The sequence below is a fragment of the Castellaniella sp. GW247-6E4 genome, assembly GCF_040276065.1.
Taxonomy (GTDB): domain Bacteria; phylum Pseudomonadota; class Gammaproteobacteria; order Burkholderiales; family Burkholderiaceae_B; genus Castellaniella.
Window position 1 is genome coordinate 54,145 of sequence record NZ_JBELOI010000011.1, and the last position, 15,752, is coordinate 69,896.

The 15,752-nt window shown below is 67.5% G+C and carries 13 protein-coding genes; 3 read left to right on the forward strand and 10 right to left on the reverse strand.

From position 1 onward, the window contains the following. Window position 1: 1 nt before the first annotated feature. Entirely contained in the window at window positions 2-1,204 is a 1,203-nt protein-coding gene (locus ABS761_RS13710) for a DesA family fatty acid desaturase (RefSeq protein WP_350408900.1), read from the forward strand. Beyond that, window positions 1,201-3,510 carry a UvrD-helicase domain-containing protein gene (locus ABS761_RS13715; RefSeq protein ID WP_350408901.1) on the forward strand — a complete coding sequence of 770 codons (2,310 nt, stop codon included), beginning with the start codon at window positions 1,201-1,203 and terminating at the stop codon, window positions 3,508-3,510. Before ABS761_RS13710 ends, ABS761_RS13715 begins: the two co-directional genes overlap by 4 nt. Here the strand turns inward: ABS761_RS13715 and ABS761_RS13720 are convergent. From ABS761_RS13720 to ABS761_RS13765, 10 genes are all read right to left on the reverse strand, one after another. Beyond that, window positions 3,507-4,283 (reverse strand): ABC transporter permease, encoded by a 777-nt coding sequence (locus ABS761_RS13720; protein ID WP_502881441.1) that lies wholly within the window; start codon window positions 4,281-4,283, stop codon window positions 3,507-3,509. The genes ABS761_RS13715 and ABS761_RS13720 overlap by 4 nt on opposite strands. Then, complete coding sequence (locus ABS761_RS13725) at window positions 4,283-5,500, reverse strand: ABC transporter substrate-binding protein (RefSeq protein WP_350408902.1); 1,218 nt, start codon at window positions 5,498-5,500, stop codon at window positions 4,283-4,285. The genes ABS761_RS13720 and ABS761_RS13725 overlap by 1 nt, the downstream gene beginning before the upstream one ends. Window positions 5,501-5,522: 22 nt before the next feature. Beyond that, complete coding sequence (locus tag ABS761_RS13730) at window positions 5,523-6,347, reverse strand: ABC transporter ATP-binding protein (protein WP_350408903.1); 825 nt, start codon at window positions 6,345-6,347, stop codon at window positions 5,523-5,525. A 4-nt stretch (window positions 6,348-6,351) separates the two neighbouring features. Further along, window positions 6,352-7,458 carry an acyl-CoA dehydrogenase family protein gene (locus ABS761_RS13735; RefSeq protein ID WP_350408904.1) on the reverse strand — a complete coding sequence of 369 codons (1,107 nt, stop codon included), beginning with the start codon at window positions 7,456-7,458 and terminating at the stop codon, window positions 6,352-6,354. A 17-nt stretch (window positions 7,459-7,475) separates the two neighbouring features. Continuing rightward, a complete protein-coding gene (locus ABS761_RS13740; RefSeq protein WP_350408905.1) occupies window positions 7,476-8,018 on the reverse strand; it encodes a carboxymuconolactone decarboxylase family protein in 543 nt (180 codons plus the stop codon). A 145-nt stretch (window positions 8,019-8,163) separates the two neighbouring features. Beyond that, window positions 8,164-10,104 carry an ABC-F family ATP-binding cassette domain-containing protein gene (locus tag ABS761_RS13745; protein WP_350408906.1) on the reverse strand — a complete coding sequence of 647 codons (1,941 nt, stop codon included), beginning with the start codon at window positions 10,102-10,104 and terminating at the stop codon, window positions 8,164-8,166. After that, entirely contained in the window at window positions 10,101-10,997 is an 897-nt protein-coding gene (gene prmB / locus ABS761_RS13750; RefSeq protein WP_350408907.1) for a 50S ribosomal protein L3 N(5)-glutamine methyltransferase, read from the reverse strand. Before prmB ends, ABS761_RS13745 begins: the two co-directional genes overlap by 4 nt. Before the next feature lie 31 nt (window positions 10,998-11,028). Beyond that, a complete protein-coding gene (gene dapE, locus ABS761_RS13755) occupies window positions 11,029-12,171 on the reverse strand; it encodes a succinyl-diaminopimelate desuccinylase (RefSeq protein WP_350408908.1) in 1,143 nt (380 codons plus the stop codon). Beyond that, window positions 12,171-12,995 carry a 2,3,4,5-tetrahydropyridine-2,6-dicarboxylate N-succinyltransferase gene (dapD, locus tag ABS761_RS13760; RefSeq protein WP_350408909.1) on the reverse strand — a complete coding sequence of 275 codons (825 nt, stop codon included), beginning with the start codon at window positions 12,993-12,995 and terminating at the stop codon, window positions 12,171-12,173. The genes dapE and dapD overlap by 1 nt, the downstream gene beginning before the upstream one ends. A gap of 122 nt (window positions 12,996-13,117) precedes the next feature. Beyond that, a complete protein-coding gene (locus ABS761_RS13765) occupies window positions 13,118-13,825 on the reverse strand; it encodes a TerC family protein (RefSeq protein ID WP_350408910.1) in 708 nt (235 codons plus the stop codon). A gap of 493 nt (window positions 13,826-14,318) precedes the next feature. Between ABS761_RS13765 and ABS761_RS13770 the strand changes: the two genes are divergently transcribed. Further along, window positions 14,319-15,476: an alanine racemase gene (locus tag ABS761_RS13770; RefSeq protein WP_350408911.1), complete on the forward strand. Its 1,158-nt coding sequence runs from the start codon at window positions 14,319-14,321 to the stop codon at window positions 15,474-15,476. The last annotated feature ends 276 nt before the right edge of the window (window positions 15,477-15,752 follow it).

Genomic DNA, 15,752 nt, shown 5'->3' on the forward strand with positions numbered 1-15,752 from the left:
CATGAACGAGATTCTCCACTTCCTGCAGGGCGGCCTGCTGCACCTGAACGCCTGGGAGTTGATAGCGGTCACTTTGGTGTTGACGCACATCACCATTGCGGCCGTTACGATTTTTCTGCACCGCAGCCAGGCGCACCGCGGCGTGGATCTGCATCCGGCGGTCATGCATTTCTTCCGATTCTGGCTGTGGCTGACCACCGGCATGGTGACCAAGGAATGGGTGGCCATCCACCGCAAGCACCATGCCAAGTGCGAACGCCAGGGGGATCCGCACTCGCCCGCGGTGTTCGGCCTGTCGCAGGTGTTCTTTCGCGGCGCCGAGCTGTATCGCGCCGAGGCCTCCAATCCCGAGACCTTGGCGCGTTTTGGCCACGGCACGCCTGACGACTGGCTCGAGCGCCGGTTGTACACGCGCTACAGCCTGCTGGGCATCCTGATCATGCTGACTGTCGATCTGGCCTTGTTCGGCGTGATCGGCCTGACGGTGTGGGCGGTCCAGATGGCCTGGATTCCGTTCTGGGCGGCCGGCATCGTCAACGGCCTGGGTCATGCCTGGGGCTACCGCAACTATGCCTGCCCGGACGACAGCACCAACGTGTCGCCCTGGGGGCTGCTGATCGGCGGCGAGGAACTGCACAACAACCATCACGCCTACGGGACCTCGGCCAAGTTCTCGACCAAATGGTATGAGTTCGACCTGGGCTGGACATATATCCGCATGCTGCAGGCCGTGGGCCTGGCGCGGGTGCGCAGGGTCGCGCCGCGCCTGCGCCTGCAACCGGCCGGCGCCGTGCCGATCGAGTCGCTGGACGCGGCGCATCTGCAGGGGATCATCGCCCATCGCTACGAGGTTCTGGCGCGCTACAGCCGGGTCCTGAAAAAGGCCGTGGCCCGCGAGCTGGCCAGTGTCCGGCGTCGCCAGGGCGAGTGGCGGCTGCTGCGCCGCTGCCGCAAGTGGCTGCTGCACGAGGACCCTGACCTGGCGCCGGCGCAGCGCGCCGAGGTCGATCGCGCCCTGGCCATGGCGCCGGCGCTCTCGACTCTGGTGCAGATGCGCGGCGAGCTCACGGCCCTGTGGGAGTCCTCCAGCGCCAGCAGCGAGCAGTTGCTCGCCGACTTGCGCGCCTGGTGCCTGCGCGCCCAGCAAAGCGGCATCGAGGGCCTCGAACAATTCTCGTTCCGTCTGCGCCGCTACGCCGTATGATCGATGGTCTGAACGAGCGGCAGCGCGAGGCCGTCACGCAGCCGGCCGCGCATGCGCTGGTCTTGGCCGGGGCCGGCAGTGGCAAGACCCGGGTGCTGACCACCCGCATGGCGTGGCTGATCCAGACCGGGCAGGCCAGCCCCTATGGGCTGCTGGCCGTGACTTTTACCAACAAGGCCGCGCGCGAGATGCTCGCGCGCCTGTCGGCGCTGCTGCCCCTGAATACGCGCGGGATGTGGGTCGGCACTTTTCATGGCCTGTGCAATCGGCTGCTGCGCGCGCATCATCGTGACGCCGGCCTGCCGCAGACCTTCCAGATCCTCGACAGCGCCGACCAGCTCTCGGCCATTAAGCGCATGATCAAGGCGGCGGGCATCGACGATGAGCGTTTCCCGCCGCGCGATGTCCAGCGCATGATCAATGGCGCCAAGGAGGACGGCCTGCGCCCCAAGGATCTGGATGTACGCGATCCACAGGGCCGTCGTCTGGCGGACCTGTATCAACGCTACCAGGATCAATGTGAGCGCGAGGGCGTGGTCGATTTCGGCGAATTGCTGCTGCGCGCCTACGAGCTGCTGCAGCGTGAGGCGCCGATCCGCGAACACTACCAGCGCCGCTTCCAGCACATCCTCGTGGACGAATTCCAGGACACCAACGTACTGCAATACCGTTGGCTGATGCTGCTGGCCGGGGCGCACACCCCGGTGTTCGCGGTCGGCGACGACGATCAGTCGATCTATGCGTTTCGCGGCGCCAACGTGGGTAATATGGCCGATTTCGAGCAGCGCTACGCGCTCGGCAATGTGATCCGCCTCGAACAAAACTACCGGTCCCACGGCCACATCCTGGACGCCGCCAACGCTTTGATCGCGCACAATACCCACCGCCTGGGCAAAAACCTCTGGACCGAACAGTCCGAGGGCGAGCCGCTGCGCGTGGTCGAGCAGGCCTCGGATGCCCTCGAGGCGCAATGGCTGGTCGACGAGATCCGCGCCCAGATCCGCGAGGGGCGTGCGCCGCACCAGATTGCCGTGCTCTATCGCAGCAACGCCCAGTCCCGGCCCATCGAGCACGCCCTGTTTTCAGCGCGCGTGCCGTATCGCGTCTATGGCGGCCAGCGTTTTTTCGAACGCCAGGAGGTCAAGCACGTCCTGGCGTATCTGCGCCTGATCGACAATCCGCACGACGACACGTCGTGGATGCGGGTGGTCAACTTGCCGGCGCGCGGCATCGGCGCGCGCACGCTCGAGCAGCAAGCCGATCTGGCCGCACAGTATGGCGTCAGCCTGGCCGGCGCGGTGCCGTATGTGGCGGGTAAGAGCGGCGCCAATCTGGCGCGTTTCGCGGCCCTGATCCAGGGCATGGCGCACGAGGCACAGTCCCTGGACCTGCCCGAGCTCATCGGCCACGTGGTGCATCACAGTGGGCTCGAGGCGCATTACCGCGCGGATCGCGAGGGCCAGGACCGGCTGGACAACCTGCAGGAATTGGTCAATGCGGCCGCGGCCTTCGTTGCCGAGGAAGGTGTTCAGGGCCTGGCGGCCGGCCGCATTCCCGATACCGGGGGCGGCGCGCGCCTCTCACCGGATGCGGCTGCTCTTGCCGCGGATCCGGCCTTCGGGCCCGGGGCGGAACCACCGCCCGCCGTCATGTCGCCCTTGGCGGCATTCCTCAGTCACGCCTCGCTCGAGGCCGGCGACAACCAGGCCCAGGCCGGCGAGGACGCGGTGCAGTTGATGACGGTCCATGCGGCCAAGGGGCTGGAATTCGACGTGGTATTCATCACGGGCCTCGAAGAAGGCCTGTTTCCCCACGAGAACAGCCTGCTCGATGCGGGGGGCCTCGAGGAGGAGCGCCGCCTGATGTACGTGGCCATCACCCGCGCGCGCGAGCGCTTGACGCTGACCCTGGCCCAGAGCCGCATGCTGCACGGCCAGACGCGCTATGCCATGCGCTCGCGTTTTCTCGAGGAAATTCCCGAGGGGCACCTGAAATGGCTCACGCCCCGCGCGCGCCAGACGTCCGATCGGCCCGCCTGGAGCGGGGCGTTCCGGCGCGGTGCGGGCTGGCATGCCGAGGGCGGCAGCGCCTTTGCGCCGCGCGAGCCGCGCACGGCCTCGAGCGGGGTGATGGTGGGCGATCAGCGTTTTCGCGTCGGCCTGGGCGTGCGCCATGCCCGCTTCGGCGAGGGGATCGTGGTGAGCCTCAGCGGCTCGGGGCAGGAAGCCCAGGCCCGGATCGAGTTCCGCGATGCGGGCGCAAAGACCCTGGCCCTGGGCGTGGCAAAGCTCGAGATCCTCGACTAGCGCCCGCGTGCCCAGCGCCGGTGCAGCTTTTGCGCAACGGTATCCAGCATGAAGCCCAGCGCGCCGATCAGCACGATCACGGCCATCAGCTCGGAGTAGGCCAGGCGGTCGCGGGTATCCAGAATAAAGTATCCCAGGCCCGAGCTGACGCCCAGCATCTCGCAGGGCACGAGAATGATCCATACGATGCCGATGGCCAGGCGCAAGCCCGTCAGGATGTGGGCCATCGAGCCCGGCAGCACGATGCGCCAGAGGATTTCGCGGCGGGTGGCGCTCAGGCTTTGGGCCAGCATCAGCCAGCGGGCATCGAGCTGCCGCACGCCGGCGCTGGTGTTCAGGATGATGGGCCAGACCGCGGCGAAGCTCAGCAGGAAGTAGATCGGCGCATCGCCGATGCCGAACAGCATGACGGCAATCGGCATCCAGGACAGTGGCGAGATCATCCGCAGGAACTGGAACGCCCCGCTGGTGCCCGATTCGAGCTTGCGCGAGGACCCGATGGCCAGCCCGATGGGGATGCCGAACAGCAGGGCCCAGAACAGGCCGACCGCGACCCGGCGCAGGCTCACCAGCGTGTGCACGGTCAGCTCATTGCCGATGATCAGGTCGCTCAGGCTCGAGAGCGCCATGCCCGGCCCGAACAGACGCGCCATGCCCTGGTCCTGGCCCATCAGGGCGATACCGCCGGCCCACAGGATCAGCAGGGCCAGCAGGCCGCAGGCGCTCAGGGCGAGGCGGCGGCGGATGGGAAGGGCGGCTATTCGGCTGTTCATCAGGTCACCGAGAAGGTTTCTGTGCGGGTAAAGGATTCAGGCAGCCCGAAGGTGGCCATGCCGCCGGCCGCCTGGATCGCCTGCTTGACGTAGCGGTCGTCGACCAGATCGCGAGCTGCAAAGGCCGGGTCCAATTCCTGGAGGAAATCGTTGCGGCCCAGAACGTAGGTCGTCTTCAGCAGTTCAACCAGCTTTTCGGTATAGCTCGGGAACGGGTAGGGCTGGAAATCGATGCGTTTTTCCCGCCAATCGGGGTGGCGGATGGCTCCGGTTCTGGCGTATTCCGCGTCCAGTTCGGCCGAGGGCAACAGCACCCGCCCCAGCGTCTCGCGGGTGTGTGGCGTGTAGTCGGCGGCGTTGTCGCGCGACAGGATGTCCACCGCCTCGGCGCGATGGCCGCGCGTCCAGATCTGCGCCTGGACGATGGCGTTGACGACCTTTTGCGACCAGTCGGGGCGCTCTTGCAGATCGCGCTCGTGCATGGTCACCACGCAGCAGGCGTGGTTGCGCCAGACATCGCCCGTGAAGCGCCAGACCTTGCCGACCTTGAGCAGTTCGGCCATGGCATTGAAGGGTTCGGCCACGATGTAACCCGAGATGCGGCGCGACCCGAGGGCCGGCAGCATGTCGCCCGGCGACATGACCACGAGCTTCACCTGCTTGGCGCCGGGTTCGCCTTCGCTGATGGACTCCAGCCCGGCATGCCGCAGGATGCGCTGCAGGACGATGTTGTGGACCGAATACCAGAACGGGATGGCAACGGTGGTGCCGCCCAGGTCCTCGATCTTGCCGATATCGGGCAGGACGGTGAGGCAGGATCCCTCCATGTGATTCCAGGCCACCACCTTGGCGGGGGAGCGGCTGCCGTAGCGCGACCAGATCGTCATCGGCATGAGCAGGTGCACCAGATTCACCTGACCCGCGAGGAAGGCCTCGACGATCTGCGACCAGCTACGAAAACGCCGCGGCTTTTCGACTTGCAGGCCCTGCGCCTCGAACAGCTTGTTGTGGTGCGCGACCAGCAGCGGCGTGGCGTCCGTGATGGGCAGGTAGCCGATGCGCACGGGTGCGTCGGGCTCGGCGGCGCGCGCCGCGCGGCCCGCCTGCAGCAGGGGCAGGGCGCCGGCAACGGTGAACAGCGATGACAGTTTCAGGAATTGGCGGCGGCGCGCCAGGGTGCCCTCTTCGGGGCCGCAGCACAGATCGAGCAGTTTCATTGGTTTCGGGTTCTTTGTGGTTTCAGGTTCTTCGGGTTGGGCGCGTGGCGCGCAGTTTCTGGACGATTTCGATGCGGATCGCGGTCAGGCGCGGGTCGACCTCGTCACGGGGGTGCGGCTGATCGATCGCCCATTGGGCGATCAGGCGACCAGGTTGCCCGCTGATCAGCAGGATGCGGTCGGCCAGGATCAAGGCTTCGTCGATGTCGTGGGTGACGAGGATCGCAGCCGTGCCGTGGCGTTGGTTGATGCGCAGCAGCAGGCCCTGCATTTCCTCGCGGGTCACTTCGTCCAGAGCGCTGAAGGGTTCGTCCAGCAGCAGGATCTCGGGCTCCCGCGCCAGCGTGCGGGCGAGCGCCGCGCGTTGGGCCATGCCGCCCGAAAGCTCATCCGGATAGCGTTTGCGCGCCGTGACCAGGTCCACCTCGGCGATGGCGCGGTCGGTGCGCCTGGCCCGCTGCGCGGCGTCCAGGACAGGCTGGTGCTTGAAGTCCAGCCCGAAGCCGACGTTCTCCTCGAGGGTCAGCCAGGGCAGCAGGCTGGGGTCCTGGAACACGAACCCCAGCCGTGGGTGCGGACCGCGCAGGACCTGGCCATCGACCTGGACTTGACCGCGCTCGGCCTTCTGCAGGCCGGCCAGCACGCGCAGCAGCGAGGACTTGCCCACGCCGCTGGGGCCCAGGATCGCGACGATTTCGCCGCGCCGCAAGGCGAGCGAGAATTCGTGCAGCACGATCAGAGGCGCATCGTGCGGTCGTGGGTAGCTCAGGACGATGTCCCGGGCCTCCAACAGCGCGGCGTGCACGTGCGCGCCGGAGCGTGCAGGGTCGATCGACAGCGTGTCCATGGCGTCAGGCGGCTTGCTGTTCTTCTAGCGCATGGATTTCCTTGCGCAGGTGCTTGAGGGCCGGGGTGACGATGGCGACAAACAGGGCCTCGCGCAAGCGGCGCTGGGCCGGGTGGCGCATCAGATAGCCCTTGGCGCCGGCGTGCAAGGCGGCGGATTGCGCCGCCCGCAGGGTCAGCTCGGAGGCGTGCGCCCGGGCGCGCAGGATGTCCAGCGGCCGGGCCGCGGCATCCAGATCCGCCAGCGCGCCGGCGGCATCCCGCAGCCCTTGCAGCTCGGCCTCCAGCGTCCCGGCCTGATCGTCCAGGAACCTGTTGACGTGGCCGAGCGCTCCGTTGCTCTCGCGGATGATCCGCAGGCAGGCTTCGGCGATCCCCAGGCCGATGCCGATCTGCGTGAGCACGAAGCCGGGCTTGATCCGCAGGATGTAGTCTTTGAATTGCGCCGGGTGGGCGATGACGTCGTGCGCAGGGATGAAGGCGTCCTTGAGGCGCACGTTGAAAGTGCCCGAGCCCGCCAGCCCCGCGAAATCCGGGCAGTCGTGCAGGATCAGGCCGGGCGTGCCCGGAGGCACGGCGAACATGATGTAGCCGTCGTTCTCGACCTGGGCGGCGACGATGATCAGGTGGCCTTCGCCGATGTTGGACACCCAGGGCAGCGAGCCGCTGACGCGGTAGCCGTCGCCCTCGCGGCGTCCGCGCAGGTTGATGCGCTCGATGCCGGCCAGGTGCTTGACCGCGTTCGACATGCCGGTGCCCGCCAGCAGTTCGCCGGCGGCGATCGGACGCAGATAGCGCTCGCGCGGACCCGCATTGGACGAGTGCAGCAGGTACCAGGCGCAGGCCGATTGGCACCAGGCGAGGAAGGCCGTCGAGCCACAGGCGTGGCCGACCAGGGCGATCGCTTCGATCTGCGCGGCCAAGCCCTGGCCTTGGCCCCCATGGGCCCGGGGGATGGCGGCTGAGAAACCGCCCAGGCGCCCGAAGGCATGGAGGAATTCGTGGGGATACAGGCCTTCGCGGTCGATGGCCTGCGCCTGCGGGGCAAGCGATTCCCGAACTAGGGTTTCGAGGGATTCGCTTTGCGCCGCGGACAGTCGTGCGGTGCTCATGGCGGGCGTCTCCGGGATCAGGCGAAAGCCTGGAGTTCTGGGTTGATTGGGGTCTTGGCCAGGTTGTTGGCGTAGTTGCACAGCGTGGCGAGGCTCACGCCCAGCACCACGTCCAGGGCGTTGGTTTCCGTATAGCCGGCGTCTTTGAAGACGGCGATGGCTTCGTCCGGGACTTGGCCCTTGTGTTCGAGCACGCTCAGGGTGAAGCGTGCCAGGGCGTCGAGCTTGGGGTCGGACAGCCCCTGGATATTGCGCAAGGCCTCCACGAGGGGCTCGGGAAGCTGCAGCTTTTTATAGGCGATCTTGGTGTGGCCCGCGACGCAGAAGCCGCAGCCGTTGTAGGTCGCCGCCGTGATCTGGACGACTTCGCGTTCGGTGGGCGTGAGGCTGTTGCGGCCGTTGATGGCGCCCACGACCTGGTAGGTCTCGAGGGCGGTGGGGGCGTTGGCCAGCACCCCCAGCAGATTCGGCAGGAAGCCGTTGGCTTGTTGCGCGGCGCGCAGACGGTCTTGCGCATCGGCATGCGCGGTTTCGACGGATTGGATGGTGAGGCGGCTCATGATCGGCAAACTCGGAATGAAAGTTAAAACGCTTTTTCATTCTAGGGACGCCGTTCTCCATACCGAACGAATATAACGGTATTAGATTATTCAGGTCTGGAATATGATGGTATTGAGTGATTCGTCCGGGCCTGGCCGCCGGGACTCAGGCGGGGTCCGCCTCGCGCTCGATCGCCTCGATGTCCTCCTGCACCTTCAGCCAATCGTCCTCGAGTGCCTGGTGGGCCTTGCTGAGCTCGCCGTGCTCGGCGAGCAGGGCGGGGCGCGCCTCCTTGTGCGCGTCCGTGTAGAAATCCGGGTCGGCGATCCGCGCATCGATTTCCTCGAGCCGGGCGCCGGTGCGGGCCATGTCGGACTCGATCCGGCGCAGGCGTTCCTCGAGGGGCTTGCGGAGCGCCGCAAGCTGCTGGCGCGCCTGGGCCTGGAGGCGGCGCTGGGCCTTGCGGTCCGGCTCGGGGCGGGTGTCGATACGCGCATCCTCGCGTGCCTGTGCCCGCGCGGCCGTGCCGCGCCGTTGCAGCCAGTCGCGATAGTCCTCGAGGTCCCCATCGAAGGGCTCGACGCGGCCGTCAGCCACGATCCAGAACTCGTCCACCGTGGTGCGCAGCAAGTGGCGATCGTGCGAGACCAGCAGGACGCTGCCGGGAAAACCCGCCAGGGCATGCGCCAGCGCCTCGCGCGTATCCACGTCCAGGTGGTTGCTGGGCTCGTCGAGCAGCAGAAGATTGGGTTTGCGCCAGACGATCAGCGCGAGGGCGAGGCGCGCCTTTTCGCCGCCGGAAAAAGGCGCCACCGGTGTGTCCACCATGTCGCCGCCGAAGCCAAAGCCGCCCAGCATGTTGCGCAGCGCCTGCTCGCGCGCGTCCGGTGCGATCCGGATGAAATGCTGCAGGGGCGTGAGCGCGGGGTCCAGGACATCGAGCTGCTGTTGGGCGAAATAACCGATCTCCAGGCCCTTGGCGGGCCGGTAGTCGCCGGCGAGCGGCGCGAGCTCGCGCGCCAGGGTCTTGACCAGCGTGCTCTTGCCCGCGCCGTTGGCGCCCAGGATGCCGATGCGGCTGCCGCCGCGCACGACGAGGCTGATGCCGGCGAGCACCCGCCGAGTCTCGCCGTTCGCCGCGTCGTATCCCAGGTCGGCCTCCGCGAGCGTCAGCAGCGTGTCGGGTGTCTGGACCGGATCGGGCAGGCGGATGTCGATCCCCGATTCCACGGCCAGCGGGGCGAGCGTCTGCATGCGCGCCAGCGCCTTGACGCGGCTTTGTGCCTGCCGGGCCTTGGTTGCCTTGGCCTTGAAGCGGTCGATAAAGGATTGCAGATGGGCCGCCGTGCGCGCCTGGCGCTCGCGGGTGAGTTGATTCTGGCGTAACCGCTCGGCGCGCTGCTCGAGAAACGACTCGTAGCCACCCTTATAGCGCACGAGCTTGCCCTGGTCGAAATGCAGGATGACTCCGGCGATGGCGTCGAGGAATTCGGTGTCATGCGAGATCAGCAGCACTGTTCCCGGATAGGCCGATAGCCAGCGCTCCAGCCAGAGCATGGCGTCCAGGTCCAGGTGGTTGGTCGGCTCATCGAGCAGCAGCAGGTCCGAGGGCGCCATGAGCGCGCGCGCCAGGGCGATGCGCATCTGCCAGCCGCCTGAGAAGCTCGCGACGGGGCGCTGCCACTCGTCCGGGCCGAATCCCAGGCCGGCCAGCAGTTGCTCGGCGCGCGACGGCGCGCTCCAGGCCTGGACCTCGACCAGCGCGGCCTCGAGCTCGGCGATGACCTGGCCGTCCTCGTCCGGCGTCGCCGCGCGGCGGGCCTGGAGCGCACGCAGCCGGGCATCGCCGTCCATGACGAACTCACGGGCCGCCCGACCGGTATCGTGCAGGATCTGTTCCACGCTGGCCATGCGCCAGCCGGGGGGAATATCGAGGGTGCCGGCATCGGGATCGAGTTCGCCTTGCAAGAGGGCGAACAGGGTCGATTTGCCGGCGCCGTTTTTGCCCACGAAGCCCACGCGTTCGCCGGGGTGCACGACGAAGTCGGCGCCCTCCAGCAGGATCTTGACGCCGCGCCGGACGGTCAGGCCGCTGGCCCGTATCACGGTTCGAGCTGCTCGCGCTGGAGCAGCATGATTTGATCCGTGGTGGCTTCGGTCTCGACCCATACGGGGTCGAGTTGCGGAAAGGCCGCCTCGAAATGCGTCCGCTCGTGGCCGATCTCGAGCACCAGCAGACCCTCTGGCGCGAGGTGGCGCGGGGCATCGTGCACGATGCGGCGCACCAGGTCCATGCCGTCGGCACCGCCGGCCAGGGCCAGTCGCGGTTCATGCCGGTACTCGGGCGGCAGCGCCGCCATGGATTGCGTGTTCACGTACGGCGGGTTGCAGAGGATGACGTCGTAACCCGTTCCTGCCGGCACCTGATCGAAACCATCGCTGCGCAGGGCGTGGACACGGTGCTCCAGGCCGTGGAGCGCGATATTGGAGCGTGCGACTTCCAGTGCGTCCTCCGAGATGTCCGCCGCGTCGACTTGTGCGGATTCGAAGGCCAGCGCCGCCAGGATCGCCAGGCAACCCGACCCGGTGCACAGATCCATCACCCGGCTGACCGACTCCGGTTCCGCGACCCAGGGCGACAGCGCCTGGGAGAGCAGTTCGGCGATGGGCGAGCGCGGCACGATCACGCGCTCGTCCACCAGGAAGCGCCGCCCCTGGAGCCAGGCTTCGCCCGTGAGGTAGGCGGCGGGCTTGCGGGTGATGATCCGCTGTTGGATCAAGTCGATGCAACGCTGGCGCTCGCGCTCGAGCAGGCGGGCATCGAGAAAAGGTTCCAGCGTGTCGAGCGGCAGGTGCAGGCCGTGCAGCAGCAGGTAGGCGGCCTCGTCCCAGGCGTTGTCGCTGCCGTGGCCGAAGTGCAGTCCGGCCGCGCGAAAGCGGCTGATGGACCAGCGCAGCAGGTCGCGCAGCGTGAGCAGTTCGGAATGCGGTGTAGCCATTGGGGCGATCTCTGGAAAAGGCGCCGGGTGTTCAGGGCGCGTCCGGCAGCAGGCGTTCGAGCGCGCGCCGGTAGATGTTCTTGAGGGGCTCGAGCGTATCGAGGCGGATGTGTTCGCCGGACTGGTGGATGGTCGCGTTGATCGGGCCGAATTCGACGACCTGCGGGCAGATGTGCGCGATGAAGCGTCCGTCCGAGGTGCCGCCGGTGGTCGAGAGGTCGGCCTGGACGCCGGTTTCATCCAGGATCGCCCCTTGCAGCGCGTCGCACAGGGTGCCTCGGGGGGTCAGGAAGGGCAGGCCGCCAATGGTCCATTCCAGGCCGTACGCCAGGCCGTGGCGGTCCAGGATCGCGGCGACGCGCGCCTGCAGGCCCTGCGGCGTGCTGGCCGTGGAAAAGCGGAAATTGAACTCGAGGATCGCCTCGCCCGGAATCACGTTGCCCGCACCGGTGCCCGCGCGCATGTTCGAGACCTGGAAGGTGGTCGGTGGGAAGTACTCGTCGCCTTCGTCCCAGTGCGCGCCGGCCAACTCGGCCAGGGCGGGTGCCACGTCGTGGATCGGGTTGCGGGCGAGGTGGGGATAGGCCACGTGGCCCTGGATGCCGCGCACCGTCAAGCGTCCGGACATCGAGCCGCGCCGGCCGTTCTTGATCGTGTCGCCCAGTGCCCGGACACTGGTGGGCTCGCCCACGATGCAGTAGTCCAGGGTTTCGCCGCGCTCGCTCAGCCGCTGGCAGACGTGCACCGTGCCCTCGATGGCCGGGCCTTCCTCATCGGATGTGATCAGCAGCGCGATCGAGCCCCGGTGGCGGGGATGGGCGGCGATGAATTCCTCGGCGGCGACGATGAAGGCCGCGATCGAGGATTTCATGTCGGCCGCGCCCCGGCCCACGAGCAGGCCGTCGCGCTCGGTGGGCCGAAAAGGCGGGCTCGCCCAATCCTCGAGCGGGCCGCTGGGCACCACGTCGGTGTGCCCGGCAAAGACCAGCACGGGCGCTTCGGTGCCGCGCCGCGCCCACAGATTGGCCACCGGACCGCTGTCCATGGATTCGCAGGCGAAGCCCAGGGGTTCGAGCCTTTGCGCGATCAAGGCCTGGCAGCCCGCATCCTCGGGCGTGACTGAAGGCAGGGCGATCAGCGCCTCGCACAGGGCGCGCACGGGGGAGCCGGACATCAGGCCCTCAGCAGGTCGTTGATGCTGGTCTTGGCGCGGGTGCGGGCATCGACGCGCTTGACGATCACCGCGCAGGCCAGGCTGTGGCTGCCGTCGGCCGCCGGCAGCGAGCCGGGCACCACCACCGAGCCGGCCGGCACCCTGCCGTAGCTGATCTCTCTGGTCGCCCGGTCGTAGATGCGGGTGCTTTGCGAGATGAACACCCCCATCGCCAGGACCGAGTTTTCTTCGACGATCACGCCCTCGACGACCTCGGAGCGCGCGCCGATGAAACAGTTGTCCTCGATGATGGTGGGGCCGGCTTGCAGAGGCTCGAGCACGCCGCCGATGCCCACGCCCCCCGACAGGTGGACATGGCGCCCGATCTGGGCGCAGGACCCCACCGTCGCCCATGTGTCGATCATGCTGCCTTCGCCGACGTAGGCGCCGATGTTGACGTAGGAGGGCATCAGCACCACATCGCGGGCGATGTATGCGCCCCGGCGCACCGTGGCCGTGGGCACCACGCGAAAGCCGTCGCGCCGGAAATCGTCGGGGCCGTAGTCCTCGAATTTCAGCGGCACCTTGTCGTAATAGAGCTGGGGCGCCTGGCCCATCACGCGATTGTCCTCGAGCCGGAACGAGAGCAGGACCGCCTTCTTGATCCACTGGTGCACCCGCCAGCCACCGTCGACCTTGTCGGCGACGCGCAGCGTGCCGCCGTCCAGGTCGGCAAGGGTCGCGGCGACCGCCTCGCGCACGTCGGCGGGCGCCTGGCCGGAATGCAAGGACGCGCGGCCCTCCCAGGCGGCTTCGATGATGCCCTGTCGTGAGCGTGTGTCCATAGTGGGCTCGCGGTGCTTGCGCACGGTATGTGGATCGAGGCATGGAGGCCATTGCCCCGATCCGTTTGCAAAAGAGGCCATTATTGTAGCGGATGGCATCCACGAGCCCGCGGCATTTTGCGTCAGGCCCGCGCCTGCCTGGCCTTCTTGCGCCCCGCCAGAAATAGGCCCAGGCCGACGACCAGTAGCGCGCCCGCGATTTCGGCCGAGACCTTCAGCAGGGTGGTGGGCTCGCCCAGGCTTTCGGTGATCACGATGTCCGTGACCAGCATGCCGCCCGCGATCCAGCCCAGCAGGGCCGCACCGAACGTGACGACCAGCGGGTAGCGATCGATCAGCTTGAGCACCAGCGTGCTGCCCCAGATGATGATGGGGACGCTCACGAGCAGCCCGAACACGACCAGCCCGATCTGGTGGTCCGCATGCGCGCCCTGGGCGGCGCCGGCGATGGCGATGACATTGTCCAGGCTCATGACAAAGTCGGCGATCAGGATGGTCTTGACGGCGGTCATGATCGAGGCGCCGCCCGCGATATTGCCGTGCGAACCCTCCTCGGGCATCAGGAGCTTGACCCCGATCCAGAGTAGCAGCAGGGCGCCGATGATCTTCAGGTACGGCACGCTGAGCAGCGTCAGGGCGAAGGCGATCAGCGCCACGCGCAAGCCGATGGCTCCCGCCGTGCCCCAGAGAATGCCTTGCAGGCGCTGCTTGGGCTGCAGGTTGCGGCACGCCAGGGCGATCACCACGGCATTGTCGCCGCCCAGCAGGATGTCGATCATGATGATCTGAAAGACGGCGGCCCAGCTTAATGTTTGGAAGAGTTCAAGCATCGATTCCCCTTGGGAGGATGTTGTGGATCACGAAAAATCGCCGCGCCGCGTCTTCGGTTTGTCGCCGCCCGCGGAGGGCGGCGGGTGCCTCGGGGCGGCCCGGCGGCAAAAAAAGCAGTCCCGACCCTGCGCCGCCGCCCCGAAAGAGGCGCCAGAAACAAAAAGGCCTGAACCCCCGAGGGCCAGGCCTGTCATGAAGAGAAGACGCACCTTGCCCTGAGGCAAGGTCTTGCTCGCAACCATCGGTTGCCGGGGCGCCGGGCACCTGCAGGCAGGATGACCGTATTGACGACGCCGCGAAGCTGAGCTACTCCCCTTGAAGCGTGAATTATAAACTAATTGCCCATCCTTGCGATGGACGCGCATGCACAACGTGTTCCCTTCACGCACTCTCGCCGCGTGCGGGGCCAAAGGCCCGTCGGGCTATACTCCGGGTGCCCCGCCACGGGCGCCGCCGGCCGGCGGGGCGATGACCAAAATCCGGAATGCTGATATGCCTGAGCCCCTTCCTGGTGCCGCCGCACCGTTTCCCAATGCCGGCCTGGTCGGCCGCGCGGACGCTCGGGCACGCTTGCTGACACCGGCGCTGCTGCTCGAATGGGAGCCGCTCGAGGCGAACCTGGCCCGCATGCAGGCACATGCCGACCACGCCGGGGTGGCGCTCAGGCCCCACGCCAAGGCGCACAAGTGTCCGGAGCTGGCGCGCTTGCAACTGCGGCACGGGGCCGTGGGCGTATGCGTGGCAACCCCGGGGGAAGCGGCGGTGTTTGCCGCAGCCGGCTGCAGCGATATTCTCTTGACCTCGACGATCGGCACCCGCCAGGCCTTCGAGCGGGTGGCCGATCTGGCGACCTGGATCCGGACGCTGACGGTGGTCTTTGACCATCCCGCTTGCGTCGAGGGTCTGGCGCAGGCGCTCGCGCGGCGTCAGGCGAGTGTGCGCGCGCTTGTGGATCTGGATCTGGGCGGACATCGCTCCGGCGTGGCCGACCCTCGCGCAGCCCGCGATTTGGCCGAGAAAATCGCCCGCTATCCCTGCTTCGAGCTGGTGGGGGTGCAGGCCTATGCCCACCACCTGTCGCACTGCCGCGTGAAGGCGGAACGCGAACGCCAGATGCAGGTGGTCGGCGCGAAAATCCATCAGACTTTGGCGGCGCTCGGTCCGCTGCTGCCGCCGCGGCCGGTGGTGACGGGGGCCAGCACCGGCGCCTTCCTGCAGGAACTGGCGCTAGGCGTCTATACCGAACTGCAATGCGGCAGCTACGTCTTCATGGATGCGGAATACGATCTGGTTGATGCCGACGGCTCCGGCACGCCGATGTTCGGAACCTCGCTGTTCGTGCTTACGGCCGTGATCAGCGCCAACCACCCTGGCCAAGCCACGACCGACGCCGGCGAGAAGCGCTTCGTCTCCAAGCTGGGGACCCGACCGGTCATCGTCCGCGGTGCGCAGGCAGGGGCGAGTTACCTGCCCAGCAGCGATGAGCACGGCACGGTCACTTTGCCGGCCGGGGGGCGGCTCGCCGTGGGCGATCTGCTCGAAGTGCAGGTGCCCCATTGCGATCCCACCGTGAATCTCTACGACTGCATCCACGTCATGCGGGGCGATGCCCTGCAGGCAATCTGGCCTATCGCCGCCCGCGGGGCCTGATCCCTTCCGAACGATCCGCGCGGGGCGCCGCGTGATGCACGCCCCAGCGGCCTTCGTCGTCGCGCTGCCCAAGGCCCTTCTGCGCAAGGTTGCCAAACGAACCTCGGACCCCTTGTGAACCCCGATCGGCAGGGCCCTTGATCTGTGGACGTCCCTAGTCCGCAGTCGCGGGGCGGCATTGCGCAAGATCTCCTGAAAGCTCTGAAACGATGGGTACAAACCCTGGATTGCTAGGCCTTAAGGAATATAGGACACTGGACTTTGGATCCAATTTGG

Excerpts from the sequence above, each read along its gene's own strand:
- ABS761_RS13740 (WP_350408905.1), bottom strand. The coding sequence starts at position 8,018 with ATGAGCCGCCTCACCATCCAATCCGTCGAAACCGCGCATGCCGATGCG.
- dapD (WP_350408909.1), bottom strand. The coding sequence starts at position 12,995 with ATGGACACACGCTCACGACAGGGCATCATCGAAGCCGCCTGGGAGGGC.
- ABS761_RS13725 (WP_350408902.1), bottom strand. The coding sequence starts at position 5,500 with ATGAAACTGCTCGATCTGTGCTGCGGCCCCGAAGAGGGCACCCTGGCG.
- ABS761_RS13735 (WP_350408904.1), bottom strand. The coding sequence starts at position 7,458 with ATGAGCACCGCACGACTGTCCGCGGCGCAAAGCGAATCCCTCGAAACC.
- ABS761_RS13720 (WP_502881441.1), bottom strand. The coding sequence starts at position 4,283 with ATGAACAGCCGAATAGCCGCCCTTCCCATCCGCCGCCGCCTCGCCCTG.
- ABS761_RS13710 (WP_350408900.1), top strand. The coding sequence starts at position 2 with ATGAACGAGATTCTCCACTTCCTGCAGGGCGGCCTGCTGCACCTGAAC.
- dapE (WP_350408908.1), bottom strand. The coding sequence starts at position 12,171 with ATGTCCGGCTCCCCCGTGCGCGCCCTGTGCGAGGCGCTGATCGCCCTG.
- ABS761_RS13730 (WP_350408903.1), bottom strand. The coding sequence starts at position 6,347 with ATGGACACGCTGTCGATCGACCCTGCACGCTCCGGCGCGCACGTGCAC.
- prmB (WP_350408907.1), bottom strand. The coding sequence starts at position 10,997 with ATGGCTACACCGCATTCCGAACTGCTCACGCTGCGCGACCTGCTGCGC.
- ABS761_RS13770 (WP_350408911.1), top strand. The coding sequence starts at position 14,319 with ATGCCTGAGCCCCTTCCTGGTGCCGCCGCACCGTTTCCCAATGCCGGC.
- ABS761_RS13715 (WP_350408901.1), top strand. The coding sequence starts at position 1,201 with ATGATCGATGGTCTGAACGAGCGGCAGCGCGAGGCCGTCACGCAGCCG.
- ABS761_RS13765 (WP_350408910.1), bottom strand. The coding sequence starts at position 13,825 with ATGCTTGAACTCTTCCAAACATTAAGCTGGGCCGCCGTCTTTCAGATC.